The organism is Vreelandella zhaodongensis, from assembly GCF_013415115.1.
In the GTDB taxonomy this organism is placed as follows: Bacteria; Pseudomonadota; Gammaproteobacteria; order Pseudomonadales; family Halomonadaceae; genus Vreelandella; species Vreelandella zhaodongensis.
The window spans coordinates 295,562-315,343 of sequence record NZ_JACCDD010000005.1 but is presented as its reverse complement, the minus strand read 5'-3'; the positions used below and the strand labels follow the sequence as shown (position 1 = coordinate 315,343).

Here is a 19,782-nt window from a genome sequence, read left to right as displayed (position 1 = left end):
TGCATGTGATGCTTGGGAATGACGAAGCCCATGGGGTACCATGCTTCAACCGTATGAGCCTAGCGTCGCGGCGGCAGCCAACCCCGCTGCTCGAGGAACCGGAGGAATATCCATGGCAGTAGCCCATAAGTTTATCGTCGCAGACGACCATCCGCTGTTTCGTGCAGCGCTCACCCAGGCGTTGCGCCAGTTAGCCCCCCAGGCTGAGATTGTCGAAGCCGACACCATGGAAGCCACCACTGAGGTCGTTAATCGACATCCAGATGCTGATTTGATTTTGCTAGACCTACATATGCCAGGAGCGCATGGCTTCTCAGGTTTGATTCAACTGCGTGGTCAGATGCCCGATATTCCGGTGGCAGTTGTTTCAGGCAGCGACGAGCCCTATGTAGTGCGCCGTGCAATTGACTATGGTGCATCAGGCTTTATTCCTAAATCGTCCTCGCTACAGTTGATTGCTGAAGCGGTGGGAGAAATTCTGCAAGGGGAAGTGTGGCTGCCAGAAGCGTTGGCAAATGTATTAGATGAAACCAGTGAAGAAGAGTCGCGTTTTGCGGAAGCCATTGCCTCGCTGACACCGCAGCAGTTTCGTGTGCTCAATATGCTGACCGAAGGCTTGCTGAATAAACAGATCGCCTATGAGCTTAGCGTCTCAGAAGCAACGATTAAGGCTCACGTGACTGCAATTCTGCGCAAGCTGGGAGTACACTCGCGCACCCAGGCAGTTATTGCTGCTCAAAAACTTGAAGTAGAGCCGCCGAAAGTTTCTTCTTGATGGGTAAGTGATTGATATAAAACGACTCATAAGTTACTGCGTGTCTCGCCGCTCTGTCATTCCTGATAACCCCATTCGGGAATGACGGTGTGGTGCATCTGTCTCGCTTCGGGAATGACGGTATGGTGTATCATTACGTTTTCCCTCCTGCTCGGCTTGCCTGCAGTGTACGTGTTAAAAGGGCGCGCAGCGCTGCAGGTTTGACTGGCTTCAGTAGTAGCTGGTAACCCGCTCGCTTGATCTCTTCGGCAACTGTTTCTGTGCGATCGGCGGTAATCACAATGCCAGGCACCTCTCCGTCTAGGCGCTCGCTAAGTGCTTCAAGTGCCATAAGCCCAGTTACTTCGTTGTCCAGGTGGTAATCCGCTAAAATGGCATCGGGGTCACCATCCATATTACGCAGAATCGATTTTGCACCACCGATGCTGGTCGCAGTAAATACCTCGCATCCCCAGCCGCTTAGCATGGCTGTCATGCCCTCTAGAATGAGTGTTTCGTTATCAATACACACAATGCGGGTGCCCGCCAGCTTGTTACCACTGCGTTTGGCTTGAGGTTCTTGGTCTGCTGCAGTCACTGCTCGCGTTGCCACAATAGGTACGCTGACGGCAAATACGGTGCCTACGCCTTCCCAAGAACGCACTTTGATGGGGTGGTCAAGCACACGGCTCATGCGGTCAGCAATGGAAAGCCCCAGCCCTAGGCCTTTTTCGCTCTCTTTGTGACGAGATACCTGATCGAGGCGACGGAACTCTTGGAAAATTTCTGTCAGTTTCGACTCGTGAATGCCTGGGCCGCTATCCCATACCTCTATGGAAAGGCGTCCATTCTGTCGACGACACCCCAGCAGTACGCGGCCTTCCTGGGTGTAGCGAATCGCATTAGAGAGAAAATTCTGCACAATACGGCGTAGCATTTGAGGGTCTGAGTCTACCCATAGTTGCGTTGGCACGACGACGAGATCAAGTCCACGGTCATCCGCCATGACCTCAAACTCAGCTCGCAGTGGCCGGAAGATATCCGCCAGTGCGAAGTGGCTTCGGCGAGGTGTTAGCGCGCCAGCATCGAGTTTGGAAATGTCCAGAAGGGTGCCCAGCAGCTCTTCCGCAGCTTGAAGAGAGTTATCAATATGGCCAATAATTCGCTGAGTGTCGCTAGTGGTGACGTTTTGCATTAAAGCAGAGGTAAATAGCCGGGCCGCATTCAGTGGTTGCAACAGATCGTGGCTGGCGGCGGCCAAAAAGCGCGTTTTAGACGCGTTGGCATCCTCGGCTAACTGTTTTGCTTGGCGCAGTGCCTGCTCTGCTTCGGCGCGCACACGGTTCTCTTGGCGCAACGCCGCGTTGGCCTCGGACAGTGCTTGTGTCCGCTCGCGTACTCGCTCTTCAAGGGTTTCGTTGGTTTCTTTCAAGGCGATTTCAGCTTGGCGACGCTCGGTAATATCTTGGTAAAGCGCAAAAAAGCCTAAAATCGATTGGCTATCGCCAAAGTGGGGCGTATACGTGACCAGCATATAGCGCATGGCGTCGTTAACGCGCATTGATACTTCAAAACTGACACGTTCGCCTGCGAGAGTGCGCTGTACCCAGGGCATGCGCTCTTCGGCCTTTTTAACCGGCAATACGTCTTCGTATCGCCGACCAATCACGGCATTGCGGTCAATGTCGAAGGCTTGTTCGTAGGCACGATTGGTGAATAAGTAGCGACACTCTTTATCAAAGTAGGCAATAAGCGCTGGCACATTGTCTGTGTAAATACGGATATTGTTTTCTGAGCGAATCAACGCCTCTTCGATGCGCTTTTGCTGGGTAATGTCTTGGTAGGTGTAAACAAAACCGCCACCCGGCATCGGATTGCCTTGCACTTCCAGTACGCTACCATCTTGGCGGTAGCGCACGTAGCGATGTGGCTGGCCATCACGAATGTTATCTAATAGCAGTTGTACGTGCTCTTCAGGGTCACCGGGGCCGTATTCGCCGTTATGGGCGTTGTAGCGAAAAATACGATCCATTGGCGCGCCAACGCGAATCAAATGATCGGGGAAGCGGAATAACTCTAAATAGCGCTGATTCCAGACGACCAGCCGCAAGTTTTGGTCAACCACGCTAATGCCTTGGTTGATGTTTTCGATAGTGGCTTGCAACAAGGCGCGGTTGAACTCTAAGACCTGGGAGGCTTCGTCAACGATGGAGATAACATCTGAGATCCCAATCCCCCGGCCTTGAAGCGCAGAGTTAACCACAATTCGCGCCGATGATGCACCTAACACAGAGGCAAGAAAGCGCTCGGTAAACTGAATAACATCAATGGAGGCGCGAGTGCTGTCATCCAGGGGTTTACCTGTTCGGCGAGCGTAATCCTCAAACGCACGGTCCACCTGGTCTGCGCCAAGAAAGCGCTCACAGAGTACTTTTAGGTCACCGACAGTGGTGGCACCTGTCCAAGGCCGGTTAACTGATGTTTGGCGGGTTTCGACGCTATCAACAAACAGTGATGCCTGGATGCGTTCGACCACGCGCTGAGAGGTAACTTGCGATACAAAGATATAGCAGAAAAGATTAATGCCCAGCGACAACATGACACCGTGGGTGAAGGAGTCGCCAAGATTCAGGCCAAACAACGCGGTAGGGGTGAGCCAGACAAGTCCTAAAGGACCACCTGAGAGCCAAGCGGCTGGAAGCACGCCTGCATTGATCATTGCGGGCATTAACAAGCTATATGTCCAGATCGCAAAGCCAGCGTTCATGCCAACGATAACGCCGAGGCGGTTGCCGCGTTTCCAGTAGAGCCCGCCAATTAGCGCAGGCGCAAACTGAGCAGCGGCTGCGAACGAGAGCATGCCAATGGAAGCCAGCGAAGCGAATTCCGCAATGAGCTGGTAGAAGCCGTAGGCCATCGCTAGAACAGCGACAATAGTGAGGCGGCGCGCACGTAGCACTAAGCGCCCATAGTCGCGCGCCTTGGTATCGAACCAGCGCAACCTGAATAGGGCTGGAATCACAATTTCATTAGAAATCATAATAGAAACAGCGACGGCGGCGACGATGACCATGCCGGTCGCCGCCGAAAAACCGCCAATAAAGGTCAGTAGCGTCAGCCACTGCTGTCCTGATGCCATGGAGAGCGCCAGTACATAGGTATCTGGCTCTACACCGCTCTCAGAAAACAGCAGCAGGCCAGCGGCGGCCAGCGGTACGACAAAAAATGCAATGGCCAGCAGGTATAAGGGGAACAGCCAGCGCGCTTTGCTGGCATCGTCGGGGTGGATGTTCTCCACAACGGCAACATGGAACTGGCGTGGGAGACAAAGTATCGCCAGCATGGCAAGTAGGGTTTGCGCCCAAAAACTTTGGCCAAAATCCTGGTTAGCTAGCTGGCGCTGTAATTCCAGCTGGTTTTCGGCGTGGCCCATCAGTTCGCCTAATCCGCCGAACATGCCCCAGGTCACAAAAGCACCGAGCACAACAAAGGCCAGTAGCTTTACTAAGGACTCAAAAGCGACTGCATGAATTAGCCCTTCATGGTGCTCGGTCGCATCGGTATGCCGAGTGCCAAACAGAATCGCGAAAATAGCCATCACGATTGCCACGTAAAAGGCGGTGTCGCCAAATAACGGGGTGTGAGTCATGTCCGCGGCGTCGGTAAGGACGCTAAAGGAGGTAGAGACTGCTTTCAGCTGAAGGGCGATGTAAGGGAGGGTGCCGATCAGTGCAACAAGGCTGGCAAACGCTGCTAGAGACTGTGTTTTACCATAGCGGGAGGCAATAAAGTCGGCAATGGACGTGACATTTTGATGTTTGGCAACGCGAATCATTTTGGCTAGTACCGGCCAAAATAGTAAAAACGTCAGAATAGGACCAACAAAGATACTGGCAAACGACCAGCCAGCCGTCGCGGCTTGTCCTACTGCACCGTAAAACGTCCATGATGTGCAGTAAATGGCCAGTGCCAAGCTGTAAATAATAGGCCTGCGACGGCTGGCACCATGGGTGCGTGCCCGGCGGTCGCCAAACCAGGCAATACCAAACAGAATCGCGATATACAGCAGCGATACGGCAATCAGGACTCCGCCATGAAACATGTAATTTCCCCACAAGCACCCACCCGCTGGGCGGGTTCGGTCAGGTTCATGGTCAGCCTTAAGCTGGCGCGAAAGTAGCGACTCTAAACGCGATAGACCGCTACTCTAAAAATGCAAAGTACCTGTTCGAAAGGTAAGGGTAGCTATTCTAGGGGAAAATCATCACAGCGTCAGTGGCCGAGATGGCTCCTTCAGGTGTTACGTTTGATCGTTAGGAGGCGCATAACGCTGTGTAAATTCCTGAATCTTGACGCAAAATACGTATAGCCTGGGTATCCAGTTCGCCGCCTACCGTATCCATCGGTACTAATTCACGAGAGGCACAGTCAAGCAGGTACCCCTGAGCGGTCACGGCATCAATATGATGGCGTTCGAACTGATAAAGCATGAACTCTACAACCCGTGTTGGCGACTCGCTGACGTGAACGCTATCGCGATCGATAACCGTGAATTTGGTTGTGATAGGGAAAGCGAATGTCCATGGTCGCCACACGGCGCTGCTGGTCTCGCTGGCGACGACTTCTGCAGAGCTAGGCAACTGCTCTTGCTTGTGCTCGAACCAGCTGTATTCGGTGGAAACCTGATATCCCAGCATGCCTAAACCACCAAAGACAGGCACGATCCATTTGGGTAATCGCTTACGGCTAAGTGTTCTGAGTAACAGGCCAATCCCTGCGGCGGCAAGCCCCGCAAATACAGCAGCAACTAGGTGCCATATCATAAAATATCCTTTCTAAATGACATCGGGCCTCCCTGAGGAAGCCCGATGGTAAGGTGTGGTTCCTCACCTAGTGGCAATCAGCCAATGCAGTGAGGAACAGTGATGACTTAGCAGTGATGGGTTAGTGGTCAACCGCCATGCCAGCACCTTTCGGGTAACGTACGCTCTCTACCAGATCTTGAATCTCTTGGGGAGGCTCTTCCGTTGCGCTAGAGACAGCAAACGCAACTGCAAAGTTGATCATCGCCCCTACCGCACCGAAGGAAAGCGGCGAGATACCCATAATCCAGTTATCTGGCGTGTTGGCAAGCATATTGGTACCTGGAATAAATAACCAGCCCAGGTAGGTGAAGATATACAGCAAGGTCGAGACCAAGCCAGCCAGCATACCGGCAATTGCACCTTTACTATTCATACGCTTGGAGAAAATCCCCATCATTAGCGCTGGGAACAGCGAGGCACCGGCGATACCAAAGGCAAGTGCAACGGTCTGTGCTGCAAACCCTGGCGGATTAAGCCCAAGGTAGGTTGCCAGAAGGATGGCGCCACCCATTGAGATCCGTGCGGCTAGCATCTCACCTTTTTCAGAAATTTTCGGATTGATCATTGTTTTGATCAAGTCATGGCTGATAGCAGAGGAGATCGCCAATAGCAGGCCAGCCGCTGTTGAGAGAGCCGCTGCGATACCACCCGCTGCGATAAGACCAATAACCCAGCCTGGTAAGTTCGCGATTTCGGGGTTAGCCAATACCATGATGTCGTTGTTAACTTCCAGCTCGTTGCCTGCCCAGCCTAGGTCTGAGAAATCGGCACTGCCGTTATACATCTGGATGCGGCCATCGCCATTGAGGTCGCGGAACTGAATCAGACCGGTTTCTGCCCAGGTCACCATCCACTCAGGGATGTCTGGGTGGTTTGTCCACTGGTCGGCAGGTGCATAGCCTTGTGCGTCAGTTGAGGTGATTTCACCGTGTTGGATCGACGACTGCAAAGCCTCCTCGACATTTTCTACCTGGCCTGCAAGGTCTGGGTAGATCGTGGTGGTTAGGTTCAAGCGAGCCATAGAACCAACCGCAGGTGCAGTGAGGTACAGCAGTGCAATGAACACCAGCGCCCAGCCGGCAGACCAGCGTGCGTCGGCGACTTTTGGCACTGTGAAGAAGCGAATAATGACGTGAGGAAGACCGGCGGTACCTACCATCAATGAAAGCGTAAACAGCACCATGTTGAGCTTGTTATCAACATCAGCGGTGTAGTCTTGGAAGCCTAGTGCCGTGACGACTTCATCGAGTTTTTGCAGCAGTGGAACGCCGGATTCTGTATGAGTACTAAACATACCGAACATCGGGATCGGGTTGCCGGTAAGCTGCATGGCAATAAATACCGCTGGAATAGTATAGGCGATGATTAACACCACATACTGAGCGACCTGAGTGTAGGTAATCCCTTTCATGCCGCCAAATACAGCGTAGAGGAAGACGATCAGTGCAGCGATCCAGATGCCCCAGGTATTGCTAACTTCCAAGAAGCGTGAGAACGCAACACCCGCACCGGTCATTTGGCCAATGACGTAGGTAACGGAGGCAACAATCAAGCAGACAATGGCGACGAAGCGTGCCGTGTTGCTGTAGAAGCGGTCGCCGATAAAGTCAGGTACCGTGAACTTACCAAACTTACGTAGGTAAGGAGCAAGCAGCATCGCGAGGATAACGTAGCCTCCGGTCCAGCCCATGAGGAAGCTGGAGTTGGCGTACCCGCCAGAGGCCAACAGACCCGCCATGGAGATGAAGGATGCGGCTGACATCCAATCGGCGGCGGTGGCCATACCGTTAGTGATAGGGTGAACGCCGCCGCCGGCGACATAGAAGTCTTTGGTTGACCCGGCCCGTGCCCATATCGCAATACCGATATAGAGCGCAAAGGACGCGCCAACAAACAGTAAGTTAATTGCAAACTGGCTCATGCTGGCTTACTCCCCAAGGCCAAATTTTTGGTCGAGCTTGTTCATTCTCCAGGCGTAGAAGAAGATCAGCACAATAAACGTGAGGATGGAGCCTTGCTGAGCAAACCAGAAGCCCAAGTCAGTCCCACCAACGGGAATGCCCGCCAACAGCGGACGAAACAGGATGGCGCATCCGTAAGATACGAATGCCCATACTGCTAAGCACCCGAAGATTAACCGTACGTTGGCTTTCCAATAGTCAGCAGCATTGGATTTGTCGTCTGCCATTATGTTGCTCTCCAGTTGTGATTTTTAGGGTTGGAAAGTGAACTTAGGATAGCAAGTGATCCATTTAGGGTAGCCCTTCATAGAAAACCGCTCTTTTTAATTGTCCGCGGTGAGTTGGTATTGCGCGTTTTACTCCTAGTCGAGCCACTTGATAGTGATGCGGCACTACACAGTTTAGGTGTAAGCTGTAATCCTCTTCAGTGGCTTGGTAAGCATTTAGTGAGTAACGCATGATTACCTTGTAGAGCTCATTGTTAATAGTGGGCAATAAATGCCAAAAATAAATCCCAGACTTTGGTATCAATGCGCTTTAAGGTACTAGTTCGATGCTTTTTATTTAATATAAGTATTTGTTTTTAATTATATTTTTGGTTTTTTTAAGGTTTCTGATGATATGATAGGACGATGGTCTATAGCTCGCTAAAAAGCAATGTTTGCTACTTTTAGCAAAGGTGCATAAAAAGTTTTAAGCTGGTCGAGAAAGTTAGCCAGAGAAGTTGCTCTAAAAGTGACACTACTTTGGTCTTTCAACGAACGTCGTTTCGACGTTAGCGTTATAGCGGAAAGTATAATGAGTGGAGCTGGTTAAAAAATAATCACTCCTTTAGTCGTGCTTTCAAATCATCGCGCTTTAGTGGGGTCAATAATGATTGAAGTTGATCTTTCCCAACTGCCTTTCACCCTGATTGATGAAGAGGGGCGTGACCATGTTCGCCGAGGCATGGACATTGCCTACTTTGATCGTGACGAGATTATTCTCGAAACGGGTCAGGCGGGTGAGTCTGTTTTTTTGATTCACAAAGGTGAAGTTGCCGAGCTTGACCCTACGTTGCCAGCATCTAGTGCGCGAATAGGTCACTACACGGCAGGCGATTTGTTTGGTGCGATCAGTATTCTTAATGGCAAGAGTCGGTACCGCTTCCAAGCTGAGCAAGAGTGCTTGTGTTATGTAATGCCCAAGGCGCTTTTTATGAAGCTGTGCCGCCGCCATCCGGATTTTGAGCACTTCTTTAAGCAGTCGCTATCTCACAAAGCTCGGCTACTGACGGAAAAGCGCGCTGACGGTGGCGTGACCATGGCTGGCTTTATGCTGGCTAAAGTTAGTGAATGCATGCGAGATCCCTTAACGGTGGACGCCACTGTGACCATTGCCACTGCCGTGCGTCAGCTCAATGATAGCCATGCTGACAGCTTGCTGGTGAACACGCCCAGCAAGGTTGGCATGGTGACCAAAACCGACTTGCTCAATGGGTTGATACTACATAACTGTCAGCACGACTCGCCGATAGAAGCCGTGGCCCATTTTTCGCTGGTAACCGTGACGCCCCAGCAGTACCTGTTTGAAGCGTTGGTGTTAATGACGCGGCACAAAGTGGCGCGGGTAGTGGTGATGGAGCAAGGCGAACTTAAAGGTGTGGTAGAGCTAACGGATGTGCTGAGCTTCTTTTCAAGCCGCAGCTATGTGGTCAGCCTGCAAGTCGAGCAAGCCAGTAACCTTGAGGAGCTGGCTGCAGCTAGTCAACGTACCCCTGAGCTGGTCAACGCGCTGATGGCGCAAGGCGTCAAGTTACGCTTTGCCATGGATTTGTTGGCGGCACTTAATGGCCGGATTATGAACAAGGCATGGTCGTTTATTATTCCAGAGGAGTACCACACTCAAAGCTGTCTCATGGTCATGGGCAGCGAAGGTCGTGGCGAACAGATTCTCAAAACAGATCAAGATAACGGTTTGATTTTGGCAGACGGCTGCGATTGGCCAGCGTTGTCCAAAGACATGAACGCGCTAACGCAGACGCTGATTCAGCTGGGCTACCCGCCATGTCCGGGCAATATTATGGTGTCCAATCCTGAGTGGGTGGGTAGCGTATCTCAATGGAAGAGCAATATTGCCAAATGGGTCAGCGACAGAGATGGCGATAGTTTGATGAAGCTAGCCATTTTGTTGGATGCCCATGGCGTTGCTGGTAATCCACAGCTGCTGGACAGTGTGCGCACTGCGCTATTTGAACGCTGTTCCCGTGATGAGCTGCTGCTGTCTTACTTTGCCCGGGCGGCCTTGCGTTTTTCTACACCGCTGACGCTGTTTGGCTCTTTAAAAAAGCCTCAGCACGGGATTGATATTAAAAAAGGGGGCATTTTTCCCATCGTCCATGGGGTGCGTACCATGGCGCTTGAACGCCGAATCAATGCCACGTCTACCTTAGATCGCTTGGATGCACTGGCGGCAGATGGCCGCCTGGATCGACGCTTTGCTGAAGATCTTGGCGAGGCGCTAGCACTATTTACTGAGCTGCGTCTAAGGCAGCAACTGCAAACGCTGGATGAGACTTCAACACAGCGCAGTAACCGTGTTGTCGTGCAAGAGCTCTCGTCCCTAGAGCGCGATTTATTGCGTGAGGCGCTGCATATCGTAAAAGATTTTAAACAGCGGCTCTCCCACCGTTACCACTTGGAGTATTCGTGACCGGAATGCGCTTGTTAGATAGGCATGTGTCACTGTTCAGCGGCTCGTTACGCACGTTGATGCAGCGCGAAAGTGACCGCAGGCGTTGGGCCGACTCCCCCTATGCATGGCTGTTTCAGCCCTATATGGGAGAGGAGGTAGTTGCGCTTGCCTGTCAGGTGAGCCCCGGGCGATTACCTGTGGTTAGCTTAGCCGCCGTGGTGTTGAGTCCGCACCGAGTGCATACCAGTCAGGCCTGGGTGGCTACCTTTGCGGATGCGCAACGTGCCTGCCCAGCCACGCTACGTCGCCATCATCGGCTGTACGCGACGGAATCCGTGCTCACTCCTGACGCTGACAACCTTGGCTCATTGGCTGAGTTTATTGGTAATCGCCCGCTTATCGGCTGGCAACTGGATCACGCTGTGGAGTGTCTGAATGGTCTGTTTAAAACGGGGCTGGGCTTTGGGGTACCCAACGCTCAGGTAGATGTGGCTAAGTTGCATCACCGGCAGCTACGCCGTCTGCACCCCCATTGTGATACCGCCAGCCAAATCACAGAGGCGCTCGCCCGCTGGCAAGTGCCGGGCATCCAGTGGCTAGGTGTGTTGGGTGATGCTACCGCCAGTGCGCTTTTGTATCTGCGTCTGCAGCGTGAGATGGCACGCGAAGCTTAATACCAAGCACTTTTCCAGCGTGATTGGCTGGGTTTATGTTGGGTGGTGGTGGCGAGTATTGTTAGAATGCACGCTGCTTCTTCTACCATCGGCAGTGCTTACACCATGCAACAACCTGATTACTTTGACCCCGCTGTGGCAGATATGCCTTCTGTTGACGGTTCTTCTGTTGATAGCTTACGACTGCAGTCTGCGCATAATGACGCTAAAAAGAAACGTGAATTCAATAAATTACAAAAACGACTGCGGCGAGAAGTAGGCAACGCGATCATCGATTATCAAATGATCGATGAAGGTGACCGGGTGATGGTATGCCTGTCAGGTGGCAAAGATAGTTATACAATGCTGGAGATACTACTGAATCTGCAGCGCAATGCTCCGGTTAATTTCTCGCTGGTGGCGGTGAATATGGATCAAAAACAGCCGGGCTTTCCTGAGCACGTGCTGCCCCAGTACCTAGATAAAGTGGGTGTTGAATACCACATTCTAGAGCGTGATACCTACTCTGTGGTGAAGGAGAAAACCCCTGAGGGAAAAACGACCTGCGCGCTCTGCTCACGACTGAGACGTGGCTCTCTGTATGGCTTTGCCGAGGAAATTGGGGCGACGAAAATTGCCCTTGGGCACCATCGTGAGGATATTTTAGAAACGTTGTTTCTTAACATGTTCTTTGGCGGCACCTTGAAGGCAATGCCGCCCAAGCTCTTGTCTGATGATGGAAAAAATATTGTGATTCGTCCTCTTGCCTACTGCAAAGAGGCGGATATTGCTGAGTTTTCTCGTCTGATGGAATTTCCCATTATTCCCTGCAATTTGTGCGGCTCTCAGCCCAACCTTCAGCGGCAAATTGTGAAGGACATGCTCGCTGAGTGGGATAAAAAGCACCCAGGGCGCTTGGAGAGCATGTTTAAAGCGGTCACCAATGTCGCTCCTTCGCAGTTGGCAGACCGCCAGCTATTTGATTTTAAAGGCCTGGAAGCCAAGCAAGCGGCGCTGATGGAGGGACGAATTCAGGCGCTTAACGTGGGCTAGCCGATAGCTCTTCCTCTTCGGCTAAGGTGATCAAGCGTTGCATATCAAGAATGTTCACCTCGCGGCCTGAAACAGCCACCACATTTTGCTGCTGAAAGCGGCTTAAAATGCGGCTGACGGTTTCCACTGCAAGGCCTAAGTAGTTACCAATGTCGGCGCGGGACATGGAAAGCCGGAAGCTATAAGGTGAGTAGCCCCGTCGACGGAAACGGTCGGAAAGGGTAATTAAAAAGCTAGCAAGACGTTGGTCAGCAGTCTTGCGTGATAGCAGGCGCATCATGCGTCGGTCATCGCGTAATTCTTTACTCATACTGCGGTAAAGCTGACCGCGTAATTCAGGCAGCTCTTCAGAAAGCAGGTCTAGGCGGTCAAAGGGAATCTCGCAGACAGTGGTCGTTTCCAGTGCGATAACGCTGCCTGGATAGTGTTCTTCATCAATCCCATCTAAGCCAACCAGCTCGCTGGGAAGATAGAAGTTCGTCAGCTGGTCATTACCATTACCTTCACTCGTCACCTGCTTTAGGCTTCCTGAACGAACGGCATATACACTGGTGAAGCGGTCGCCTTGGCGAAATAGTGGTTCGCCTTTTTTCAGCGGCGCGCGGCGGCGAATGATGGCGTCAAACTGGCTCATGTCTTCAAGCTCTAATGCGAGCGGTAGACACAACGAGCTCAGGCTGCAGGTTTGGCAGCGCGCCTCTTGCAGCAGTGAACGTCGTTGGCTAACGGGGTGTGACATGTGATTCTCCCTTTCTCGTTCGCCATCATGGGCGCAGGGGCAAGACGCCTCAAGAAGCTTATAAAATCTTCGAGTAGCGCTGAGTAGTCTGGCTTGGCAGTCGAGCATCAAAGGCCATTGCCAAGTGACGAATTAGCAAGCGTCCTGTGGGTGTCGCGCTAATCGTTTGCTGATCGCACGTCACCAAGCCATCCTGCTCAGCGGTTTTTAGTTGCTCAAGTGCCATGGAAAAATAGCTAACAGCATCAATTCGCCAGCGCTTGCCAATGGCCCCAAGGTCAATCTGCATATCGCACATTAGACGTTCGATCACGTCTCTGCGTATTAGGTCATCCTTATTTAAACGTAATCCTTTGACGGTTGCTAGTCTTCCTTGATCTAAGGCCGCTTCATACTGGTTAAGCTGGGTAGGGTTTTGCGCGTAAACATCGTCAACCCTTGAAATAGCGGATACACCTAAGCCAACTAAGTCGCACTGAGCGTGGCTGGAATAGCCCTGGAAATTACGCTGTAGCGTACCGTTGCGTTGAGCGATTGCCAGACTATCGTCTGGGCGCGCAAAGTGATCCATACCGATATGAACGTAGCCTGCATTCGTCAACATCTCAATGGTGGTATGTAGGATCGCCAGTTTTTCATCGGCGTTGGGTAGGTCTGTTTCGTTAATTCGGCGCTGAGGAGCAAAGCGGGTTGGCATGTGGGCATAGTTAAAAACAGACAGCCGAGCGGGGTTTAATTCGATCACTTGGCTCAATGTTTCGGCAAAGCTTTTTTCTGTTTGGAATGGCAGCCCATAAATTAAATCAAGGTTGAGCGAGCGAAAGCCAAGGCGGTGAGCTTCCTCCATTAATGTTTCAGTCAGTACTCGTGGCTGAACACGGTTGATGGCTGTCTGTACCTGCGGGTTTAAATCTTGTACGCCAAGGCTTAAGCGGTTAAAACCCAGAGACTGCAGGTGGCGCAGCGTAAAAACGTCCGCCTCGCGAGGGTCAATCTCAATGGCATAATCGCGGTCAGCTGCACTGGATAGTCCGAAACGGGCATCTAGGCGATCAATCAGGTCGCCCATTTGGGCTAGGCTAAGAAAAGTCGGTGTGCCGCCCCCCCAGTGTAATTGTTGCACTGGGCGTGAGGTGTCTAAGTGGCGTGCAGTGAGCACCATTTCTCGGTCAAGCCTGGAAAGATAAGGCTCTGCCAGGGCAGTATTTTTCGTGGCAATTTTATTGCAGGCGCAGTAGAAGCAAATCTTGCGACAAAAGGGCACATGTACGTAGAGCGATAGCGGCCGCTGGCTGGTGTTGCTGCGCTTCAGTGCCTGGGTAAAGTCATCGGTGGTAAAGCGCTCATTGAATGCAAGTGCCGTCGGGTAGGAAGTGTAACGTGGACCGCTCTTGTCATAACGGCGCAGCAGTTCCTCATCCCAGGCAGTTGCCCCAGGCACTGCGGTATGTGTTGGTGAGAGGGCAGCAGTGGCATGAACGGGCATGATGAGCGCTCCGAAGTGGAAAAAGTGCAATAAGGCAGTGTGGTCTAGCCAAGTGATGACTCAGACATTGATCCATATGTTAGTGCAGTGTCACTTCGAAAGCGTTGAGCTATATCAAGCTATTTAAGGGTGGGTTAAGGCGTGCAGGGGGCTTTAATGTGCGGTGAGCGACATAAGGGTCCAGAGCTGCCATAAGGCGAAGCCGATAATCGACAGGGCGGCAATGGTTCGGGTGGTGGGGTGCCTGATTAAATGGCTGAGCTGCTGTGCGGCTAACCCAGTAGCGAGCAGCGCTGGCAGTGTACCTAATCCAAAAGCGCCCATTAGGAGAGCTCCTTCAAGCGGGTCAGCAATCGCCAGGCTCCAAGCCAGCATGGAGTAGACCAAACCGCATGGCAGCCAGCCCCATAGTGCGCCTAGTGTAAACGCTTGAGGAATATGTACTACGGGCATCAAGCGCCTACCGACCGGCTCTATATAACGCCAAAGATATCGTCCAACAGCTTCGACTTTGAGAAGCCCTTTCCACCAGTTGGCGATATACAACGCCATCAAAATCAGCATTAGCGCAGCAAAGGCTTGTAGTGCCACGCCTGCTGATGGTGATAGTGAAAGAAGCGTGCCAAGCGACGCGACGAGGGCACCCGCCACCATGTAGCTAAGAATGCGGCCAGCATTGTAGCTGACGAGGAGCCCCCCCATGCGTGCGGGATGGCGCATGCTGGGTGGAACAGCAAAGGTCAGTGCGCTCATGATGCCACCACACATGCCGATGCAGTGGGCACCCCCCATTAAGCCAAACACAAAGGCGGCTAGCAACGGGGGTAAGTCAAGGCCAACTGGATTCATGCGTGGGGCTCGTGGTCATCATCAGATGCCTGTTTGGTCGCTGCTTTTTTACGTTCAGCGCGCTGCTCAGACGTTAAATCATTATCATCGTTGTCGAACAGAATGCGGTGGGCAGGGCCTTCTAAGTCCTCGAACTGGTCGTGCTTAACGGCCCAGAAAAACGCCCACACGGCCAAGCCCAGCAGAATTAATGAAAGCGGAATTAACAGATATAAGATGGTCATACAGTCACCGGAGATGCAGAAGCAACCTGGGGGGTAGGTGGCGTGCGCCAGCGCGTTAAGCGTAGTGCGTTACCGACCACCACCAGAGAGCTTAGCGACATGCCAATCGCGGCAAGCCAGGGGGGGATTAATCCCATTGCCGCTAAGGGAAGTGCCGAAAAATTGTAGCAAACAGACCACATCATATTTTGACGCATGATGCGCCGAGTCGCACATGAGATATCAATGGCTTCGAAAATGCGCATTAGGCGTGGGCTGAGTAACACAGCATCGGCGCGCGTGCGGGCTAGGTCTGTTGCACCGTTCATAGCAATAGCAACGTCGGCCCCAGCCAGCACAGGGACATCATTAATGCCGTCACCAATCATGACGACCCGCTCGCCTTTCGCTTGCAGCTCGCGGAGCCGCTCAAGTTTGCCCTCTGGGGATTTGCCTGCGTGCCACGTGGTGATGTTGAGCTGTTCAGCCAGGCTTTCTACTGCCTCTTGAGTGTCTCCAGACAGCAGCTCTACTTCGAGCCCGCGGGCTTGGAGTGCGGCGACTGTTTGCGCGGCATCCTCGCGGATACCGTCATGAAGCTTGAACCAGGCGCGGGGTTCGTCGTCTTGGCTCAGTAATAGCCACTGCCCAGCGCCGGGTGAGGCGAGGGGGAAAGAGCAGGCAAAATCTGGTTTTCCTAAACGCCATGTCGTGCCGTTGAGCACCCCTTCAAGGCCACTGCCGGTAACGCTTTTGACGCTGCGTGCCTGCAGCGTGGCATCACGAAATGGCCGAAATGCTCGGGCAATGGGGTGCTCAGAGTGGGCTTCAAGCGCAGCAGCAATGGCTTGTGCTTGTTCGCTACTAAGGGGGTGCGCGGCGTGTGACGATTGAATAGGGTGTGTTTGCGTAAGTTGCATCTCACCGCGGGTCAGCGTTCCTGTTTTATCAAAAATGACCCGTGTGATGCTTGAGAGTGATTCGATAGCGTCGGCACGAGTTATGAGAACGCCGCGTTGGCGCAGTTGGCCATGCCCAGCGGTGAGGGCCGTGGGAGTTGCTAATGCCAGTGCGCAAGGACATGTCACAACTAGCACGGAAAGCATTATCCACAGCACTCGTGAGGGGTCGATAAACCACCAAGCGAGCGTGACGCAGACGGTGACCACTAGTAGACGTAACACAAACAGGTGCGCCATGCGTGCTGCCATTTGCGCTAATCGAGGGCGGCTGGCAAAAGCACGGTCGGTTAAGTCGACAATCCCAGCAACCCTGGCGCTATTGCCTGCATGGGTGACTCTGATGGTTAGCGGGTTCTCCATGTTTTGGCTGCCGCCCACAACGCTGTCACCGACCCGTCGCGTAACGGGCAAGTACTCTCCCGTTAGCATGGATTCATCCAGGCTAGACTCGCCGTCTTCGATCACGCCGTCGGCGGGTACACCATGCCCAGGCTTAATAAGTACGCGGTCTCCCGCGGCAAGTTCACTGGCAGGTAAAATACGTTCGCTGCCATCGTCTTCCAGGCGCGTAGCCGACACTGGCAGTACGTCGCTGAGAGCATTGCCACTGTGCCCACTGCGCCGCCGAGCACGGCCTTCTACATAGCGGCCAAACAGTAGGAAAAACGTAAACATGGCCACCGAGTCGTAATACACCTCGCCAACATCAAAGAGCACGGCGTAGCTACTGGCTAGGTAAGCCCCGCCAATAGCCAGTGATACCGGCACATCCATGCCCAGTACGCCGGTTTTCAGATCTCGCAGTGCATTGCGGAAGAAGGGTTGTGCTGAAAAAAGTACGACGGGTGTCGCCAGTGCAAACGAGAGCCAGTGGAAAAGGGCGTAAAAGTCTGGACTAATTTCGCCAGGGGCCGCCACATAGATAGGGATTGAAAACATCATGACTTGCATCATGCCCACCGCAGCGACAATAAGGCGACGCACGTTCATGCGCTCTTCATGCTGCAGACGGGCTTGCGCTTGGTCAGGCTCATAGGGCAGGGCATCGTAGCCAATGGCGGCTAGCTCAGCGAATAGCTGTGAAAGCTGTATGACGCTGGGGTTCCAGCTGACACGCAAGCGATGATGGGTAAGGTTTACTGCACTTGAGGCAACGCCTTCAAGAGCATTCAAACGGTGTTCAATTAGCCATGCACAGGCTGCACAGGTGATGCCTTCTACCGCCAGAGTGGCGCGTACCAGCCCTTCATCGCCATCGGAGTGCACGAACTTGGCTTGCAGGCCAGGATCATCAAATACTGACCATGTTTCAGCTTTGGTGGCCTGACGTTCATCGGGGCGCTCAGGCAGCTCGGTACGGTAGCGGTAGTAGCTTTCTAATCCGCCATCTACAATCGCATGGGCGACTGCCTCGCAGCCTGGGCAGCAAAGCGGCTGTGGTGTATCGTCGATGCTGATACGCCACGGTGCCCCATCGGGCACCGTGTTGCCGCAGTGATAGCAGCTAAGGACGCTGGTGCTCATTCGCTCGCAGAACGCCCCCCGGGTAGCAGGGCAATACGGTTCTCTTCAGGGAAGCGTGCTTCACCTATTAAGCGCCAGTCGGCGCCTTCCTCCTCTGGCTGTAGCTGCAGGTACCAGCGGTATTGAAGGTTATCTGGCGCTTGGGCGACATAGCGGCCATCACGGACGTGTTCAAGCATAAATTGCTGATCGCGATCATCTTGGGTAGGGAAAATAAGTTTTAGGTACAGTGTATCTGGGCGTTCGTCGCCAGCCAGATCGAGAACAATGTCACTGGTGATTGGGTCAATGCGTAACTCGGCGGTTAGATTGAGTTCTCGGGCTCGCTCCTGTTTGGCGATCACAACGTTAATCGCACGGCCATGCTCGTAGTAATCATCCTGCACCAAACCGTCAGACGTGCGTAAGGCCATCACCGCTAGGGTGCTACTGGCAAAGATAGACACACCTAGCAGCCCGAGTAAAAACCAGGGCCAAACTTGCTTATACCAAGGTGTAACGTCAGTGGAAGACATCGTCTTTTTATCTCCTAATATCGCCTAAAAAACGCGTTTCACGCTCTTGGCGGATTTTCTCGTTGTGCTGCGCCTGCAGCATAAAAGTAATCGGGTGGCTGGGCTGGGTAAGTGTTTCCGGTGCGGCAATTACCGTGACTATCTGAGTCCGTGACTCGCCAGCGGGTACACTAACGGAGGTATTGTCCAGCGTTAAGTTGGGCAGCCCTGTCACGCTGAGTTGATAGGTGTGATCTTGGTGATCTAGGTTACGTATTGTCAGGTTGTACACGTTGCTAACTTGCCCGTCGCGGGTCATTTGGTATAGCTGCGTGCGTTCCCGCTCGGCTTCAAAGTTAAGCGGCGTGCGGTCGTTAACCGCCCAGGCAAACGCGCCGATCATAATGACGAGCGCTGCAAAATAGCCAAGTAGCCGAGGGCGTAGAAGGTGGCTTTTTTTCCCCTCCAGTGCGTTTTCTGTCGTATAACGAATCAGTCCTCTTGGGTAACCCATTTTATCCATCACGCTGTCGCAGGCATCGATGCAAGCGGCGCAGGTGATGCACTCATACTGCAGGCCATCGCGGATATCAATGCCAGTTGGGCATACTTGGACACAAAGCTCACAATCAATACAGTCACCGAAGCCTGCTTCGCGCGCTTGCTCATGATTTAACGATTTCTTACGCCGCCCCCGCGGTTCGCCACGTGTTTCGTCGTAGGACACAATGAGTGTGTCGCGATCAAACATCACTGACTGGAAGCGAGCATAGGGGCACATATAAATGCACACTTGCTCACGCAGCCAGCCCGCATTCAAGTAAGTAAATACCAAAAAGAAGCCAACCCAAAAATACGACCAGCCGTGAGCTTCCAGTGTAGGTAACGCCATAACTAGCTCGCGAATTGGCGTGAAGTAGCCTACAAACGTGATACCGGTTGCTAAGGCGATGAGCAGCCAAGCCATGTGTTTGGCGCCTTTGCGCCATACTTTATCCACTGTCACCGGCTGTTTGTCGAGCTTAATGCGCTGGTTGCGAGACCCTTCGATACGGTGCTCCAGCCAAATAAATAGAAATGTCCAAACGCTTTGTGGACAGGTATAGCCGCACCATACGCGCCCGGCAAATACGGTGATAAAAAATAGCCCAAATGCGCAGATGATTAGTAACCATGAAAGCAATACGAACTCTTGCGGATAAAATGTAGCGGCAAGGATATGAAACTCTCGGCCTGGCAGATCAAACCATATCGCAGGGCGATCGCCCCAGTTAATCCATGGCAGTAGGAAAAAAACCAGCATCAGTGCCCAGTTAGCGCTGCGCCGTACTTTTTGAAACAGGCCTTTAATTTCGCGCACGTATATGTGACGACGCTTGGCGTACATCTCTTGGGTAGAGCTCTCTCCCGGGGTGTGGTGGCCCACAGGTGGCGGCGTAATATCTTGGCTAGGTATCTTTTCCATGGCGATGATCGCAGCTCATATTTGGCAGGAATGGGCGACAGCATGGATATCGTGGCGCTAACCATCCGACGCGCGGATAGCGATGCTGTACGCCGTGTCAC

The 19,782-nt window shown here is 52.8% G+C and carries 15 protein-coding genes; 4 read left to right on the top strand and 11 right to left on the bottom strand.

Annotated elements, in window-relative coordinates:
- Positions 1–112: 112 nt before the first annotated feature.
- Entirely contained in the window at positions 113–775 is a 663-nt protein-coding gene (locus HZS79_RS11180) for a response regulator (RefSeq protein WP_009721286.1), read from the top strand.
- A gap of 133 nt (positions 776–908) precedes the next feature.
- Here HZS79_RS11180 and HZS79_RS11175 read toward each other — a convergent pair whose 3' ends face one another.
- The 4 genes from HZS79_RS11175 to HZS79_RS11160 all read right to left on the bottom strand — a co-directional run bounded on the left by HZS79_RS11175 (position 909) and on the right by HZS79_RS11160 (position 7,807).
- Positions 909–4,856: a hybrid sensor histidine kinase/response regulator gene (locus HZS79_RS11175; protein WP_162217672.1), complete on the bottom strand. Its 3,948-nt coding sequence runs from the start codon at positions 4,854–4,856 to the stop codon at positions 909–911.
- Positions 4,857–5,067: 211 nt separating this feature from the next.
- Positions 5,068–5,577 carry a hypothetical protein gene (locus HZS79_RS11170; RefSeq protein ID WP_162217673.1) on the bottom strand — a complete coding sequence of 170 codons (510 nt, stop codon included), beginning with the start codon at positions 5,575–5,577 and terminating at the stop codon, positions 5,068–5,070.
- Between the two features lie 121 nt (positions 5,578–5,698).
- Entirely contained in the window at positions 5,699–7,540 is a 1,842-nt protein-coding gene (locus HZS79_RS11165) for a sodium:solute symporter family protein (protein ID WP_162217674.1), read from the bottom strand.
- A gap of 6 nt (positions 7,541–7,546) precedes the next feature.
- Positions 7,547–7,807, bottom strand: coding sequence for a DUF4212 domain-containing protein (locus HZS79_RS11160; protein ID WP_162217675.1), 261 nt, complete (start codon positions 7,805–7,807; stop codon positions 7,547–7,549).
- 646 nt (positions 7,808–8,453) lie between these two features.
- Between HZS79_RS11160 and HZS79_RS11155 the strand changes: the two genes are divergently transcribed.
- The 3 genes from HZS79_RS11155 to ttcA all read left to right on the top strand — a co-directional run bounded on the left by HZS79_RS11155 (position 8,454) and on the right by ttcA (position 11,959).
- A complete protein-coding gene (locus HZS79_RS11155; RefSeq protein ID WP_179927884.1) occupies positions 8,454–10,271 on the top strand; it encodes a putative nucleotidyltransferase substrate binding domain-containing protein in 1,818 nt (605 codons plus the stop codon).
- A gap of 5 nt (positions 10,272–10,276) precedes the next feature.
- Positions 10,277–10,927, top strand: a complete 651-nt coding sequence (locus HZS79_RS11150; protein ID WP_179927902.1) for a 3'-5' exonuclease family protein — start codon at positions 10,277–10,279, stop codon at positions 10,925–10,927.
- A gap of 105 nt (positions 10,928–11,032) precedes the next feature.
- Complete coding sequence (gene ttcA / locus HZS79_RS11145) at positions 11,033–11,959, top strand: tRNA 2-thiocytidine(32) synthetase TtcA (RefSeq protein WP_179927901.1); 927 nt, start codon at positions 11,033–11,035, stop codon at positions 11,957–11,959.
- Here the strand turns inward: ttcA and fnr are convergent.
- The 7 genes from fnr to ccoG all read right to left on the bottom strand — a co-directional run bounded on the left by fnr (position 11,946) and on the right by ccoG (position 19,681).
- Positions 11,946–12,698: a fumarate/nitrate reduction transcriptional regulator Fnr gene (fnr, locus tag HZS79_RS11140; protein WP_162217678.1), complete on the bottom strand. Its 753-nt coding sequence runs from the start codon at positions 12,696–12,698 to the stop codon at positions 11,946–11,948. The two genes, ttcA and fnr, sit on opposite strands and share 14 nt — an antisense overlap.
- A 58-nt stretch (positions 12,699–12,756) precedes the next feature.
- The gene (gene hemN, locus HZS79_RS11135) at positions 12,757–14,184 is read right to left on the bottom strand and encodes an oxygen-independent coproporphyrinogen III oxidase (RefSeq protein WP_179927883.1); all 1,428 of its coding nucleotides are present in this window, start codon (positions 14,182–14,184) and stop codon (positions 12,757–12,759) included.
- A 153-nt stretch (positions 14,185–14,337) separates the two neighbouring features.
- Positions 14,338–15,033 carry a sulfite exporter TauE/SafE family protein gene (locus HZS79_RS11130; RefSeq protein WP_179927882.1) on the bottom strand — a complete coding sequence of 232 codons (696 nt, stop codon included), beginning with the start codon at positions 15,031–15,033 and terminating at the stop codon, positions 14,338–14,340.
- Entirely contained in the window at positions 15,030–15,257 is a 228-nt protein-coding gene (ccoS, locus tag HZS79_RS11125) for a cbb3-type cytochrome oxidase assembly protein CcoS (RefSeq protein WP_179927881.1), read from the bottom strand. The genes HZS79_RS11130 and ccoS overlap by 4 nt, the downstream gene beginning before the upstream one ends.
- Positions 15,254–17,722: a heavy metal translocating P-type ATPase gene (locus HZS79_RS11120; protein WP_179927880.1), complete on the bottom strand. Its 2,469-nt coding sequence runs from the start codon at positions 17,720–17,722 to the stop codon at positions 15,254–15,256. The genes ccoS and HZS79_RS11120 overlap by 4 nt, the downstream gene beginning before the upstream one ends.
- A complete protein-coding gene (locus HZS79_RS11115; RefSeq protein WP_162217683.1) occupies positions 17,719–18,237 on the bottom strand; it encodes a FixH family protein in 519 nt (172 codons plus the stop codon). The genes HZS79_RS11120 and HZS79_RS11115 overlap by 4 nt, the downstream gene beginning before the upstream one ends.
- A 7-nt stretch (positions 18,238–18,244) precedes the next feature.
- Positions 18,245–19,681 carry a cytochrome c oxidase accessory protein CcoG gene (gene ccoG / locus HZS79_RS11110; protein ID WP_162217684.1) on the bottom strand — a complete coding sequence of 479 codons (1,437 nt, stop codon included), beginning with the start codon at positions 19,679–19,681 and terminating at the stop codon, positions 18,245–18,247.
- Positions 19,682–19,782 lie beyond the last annotated feature (101 nt).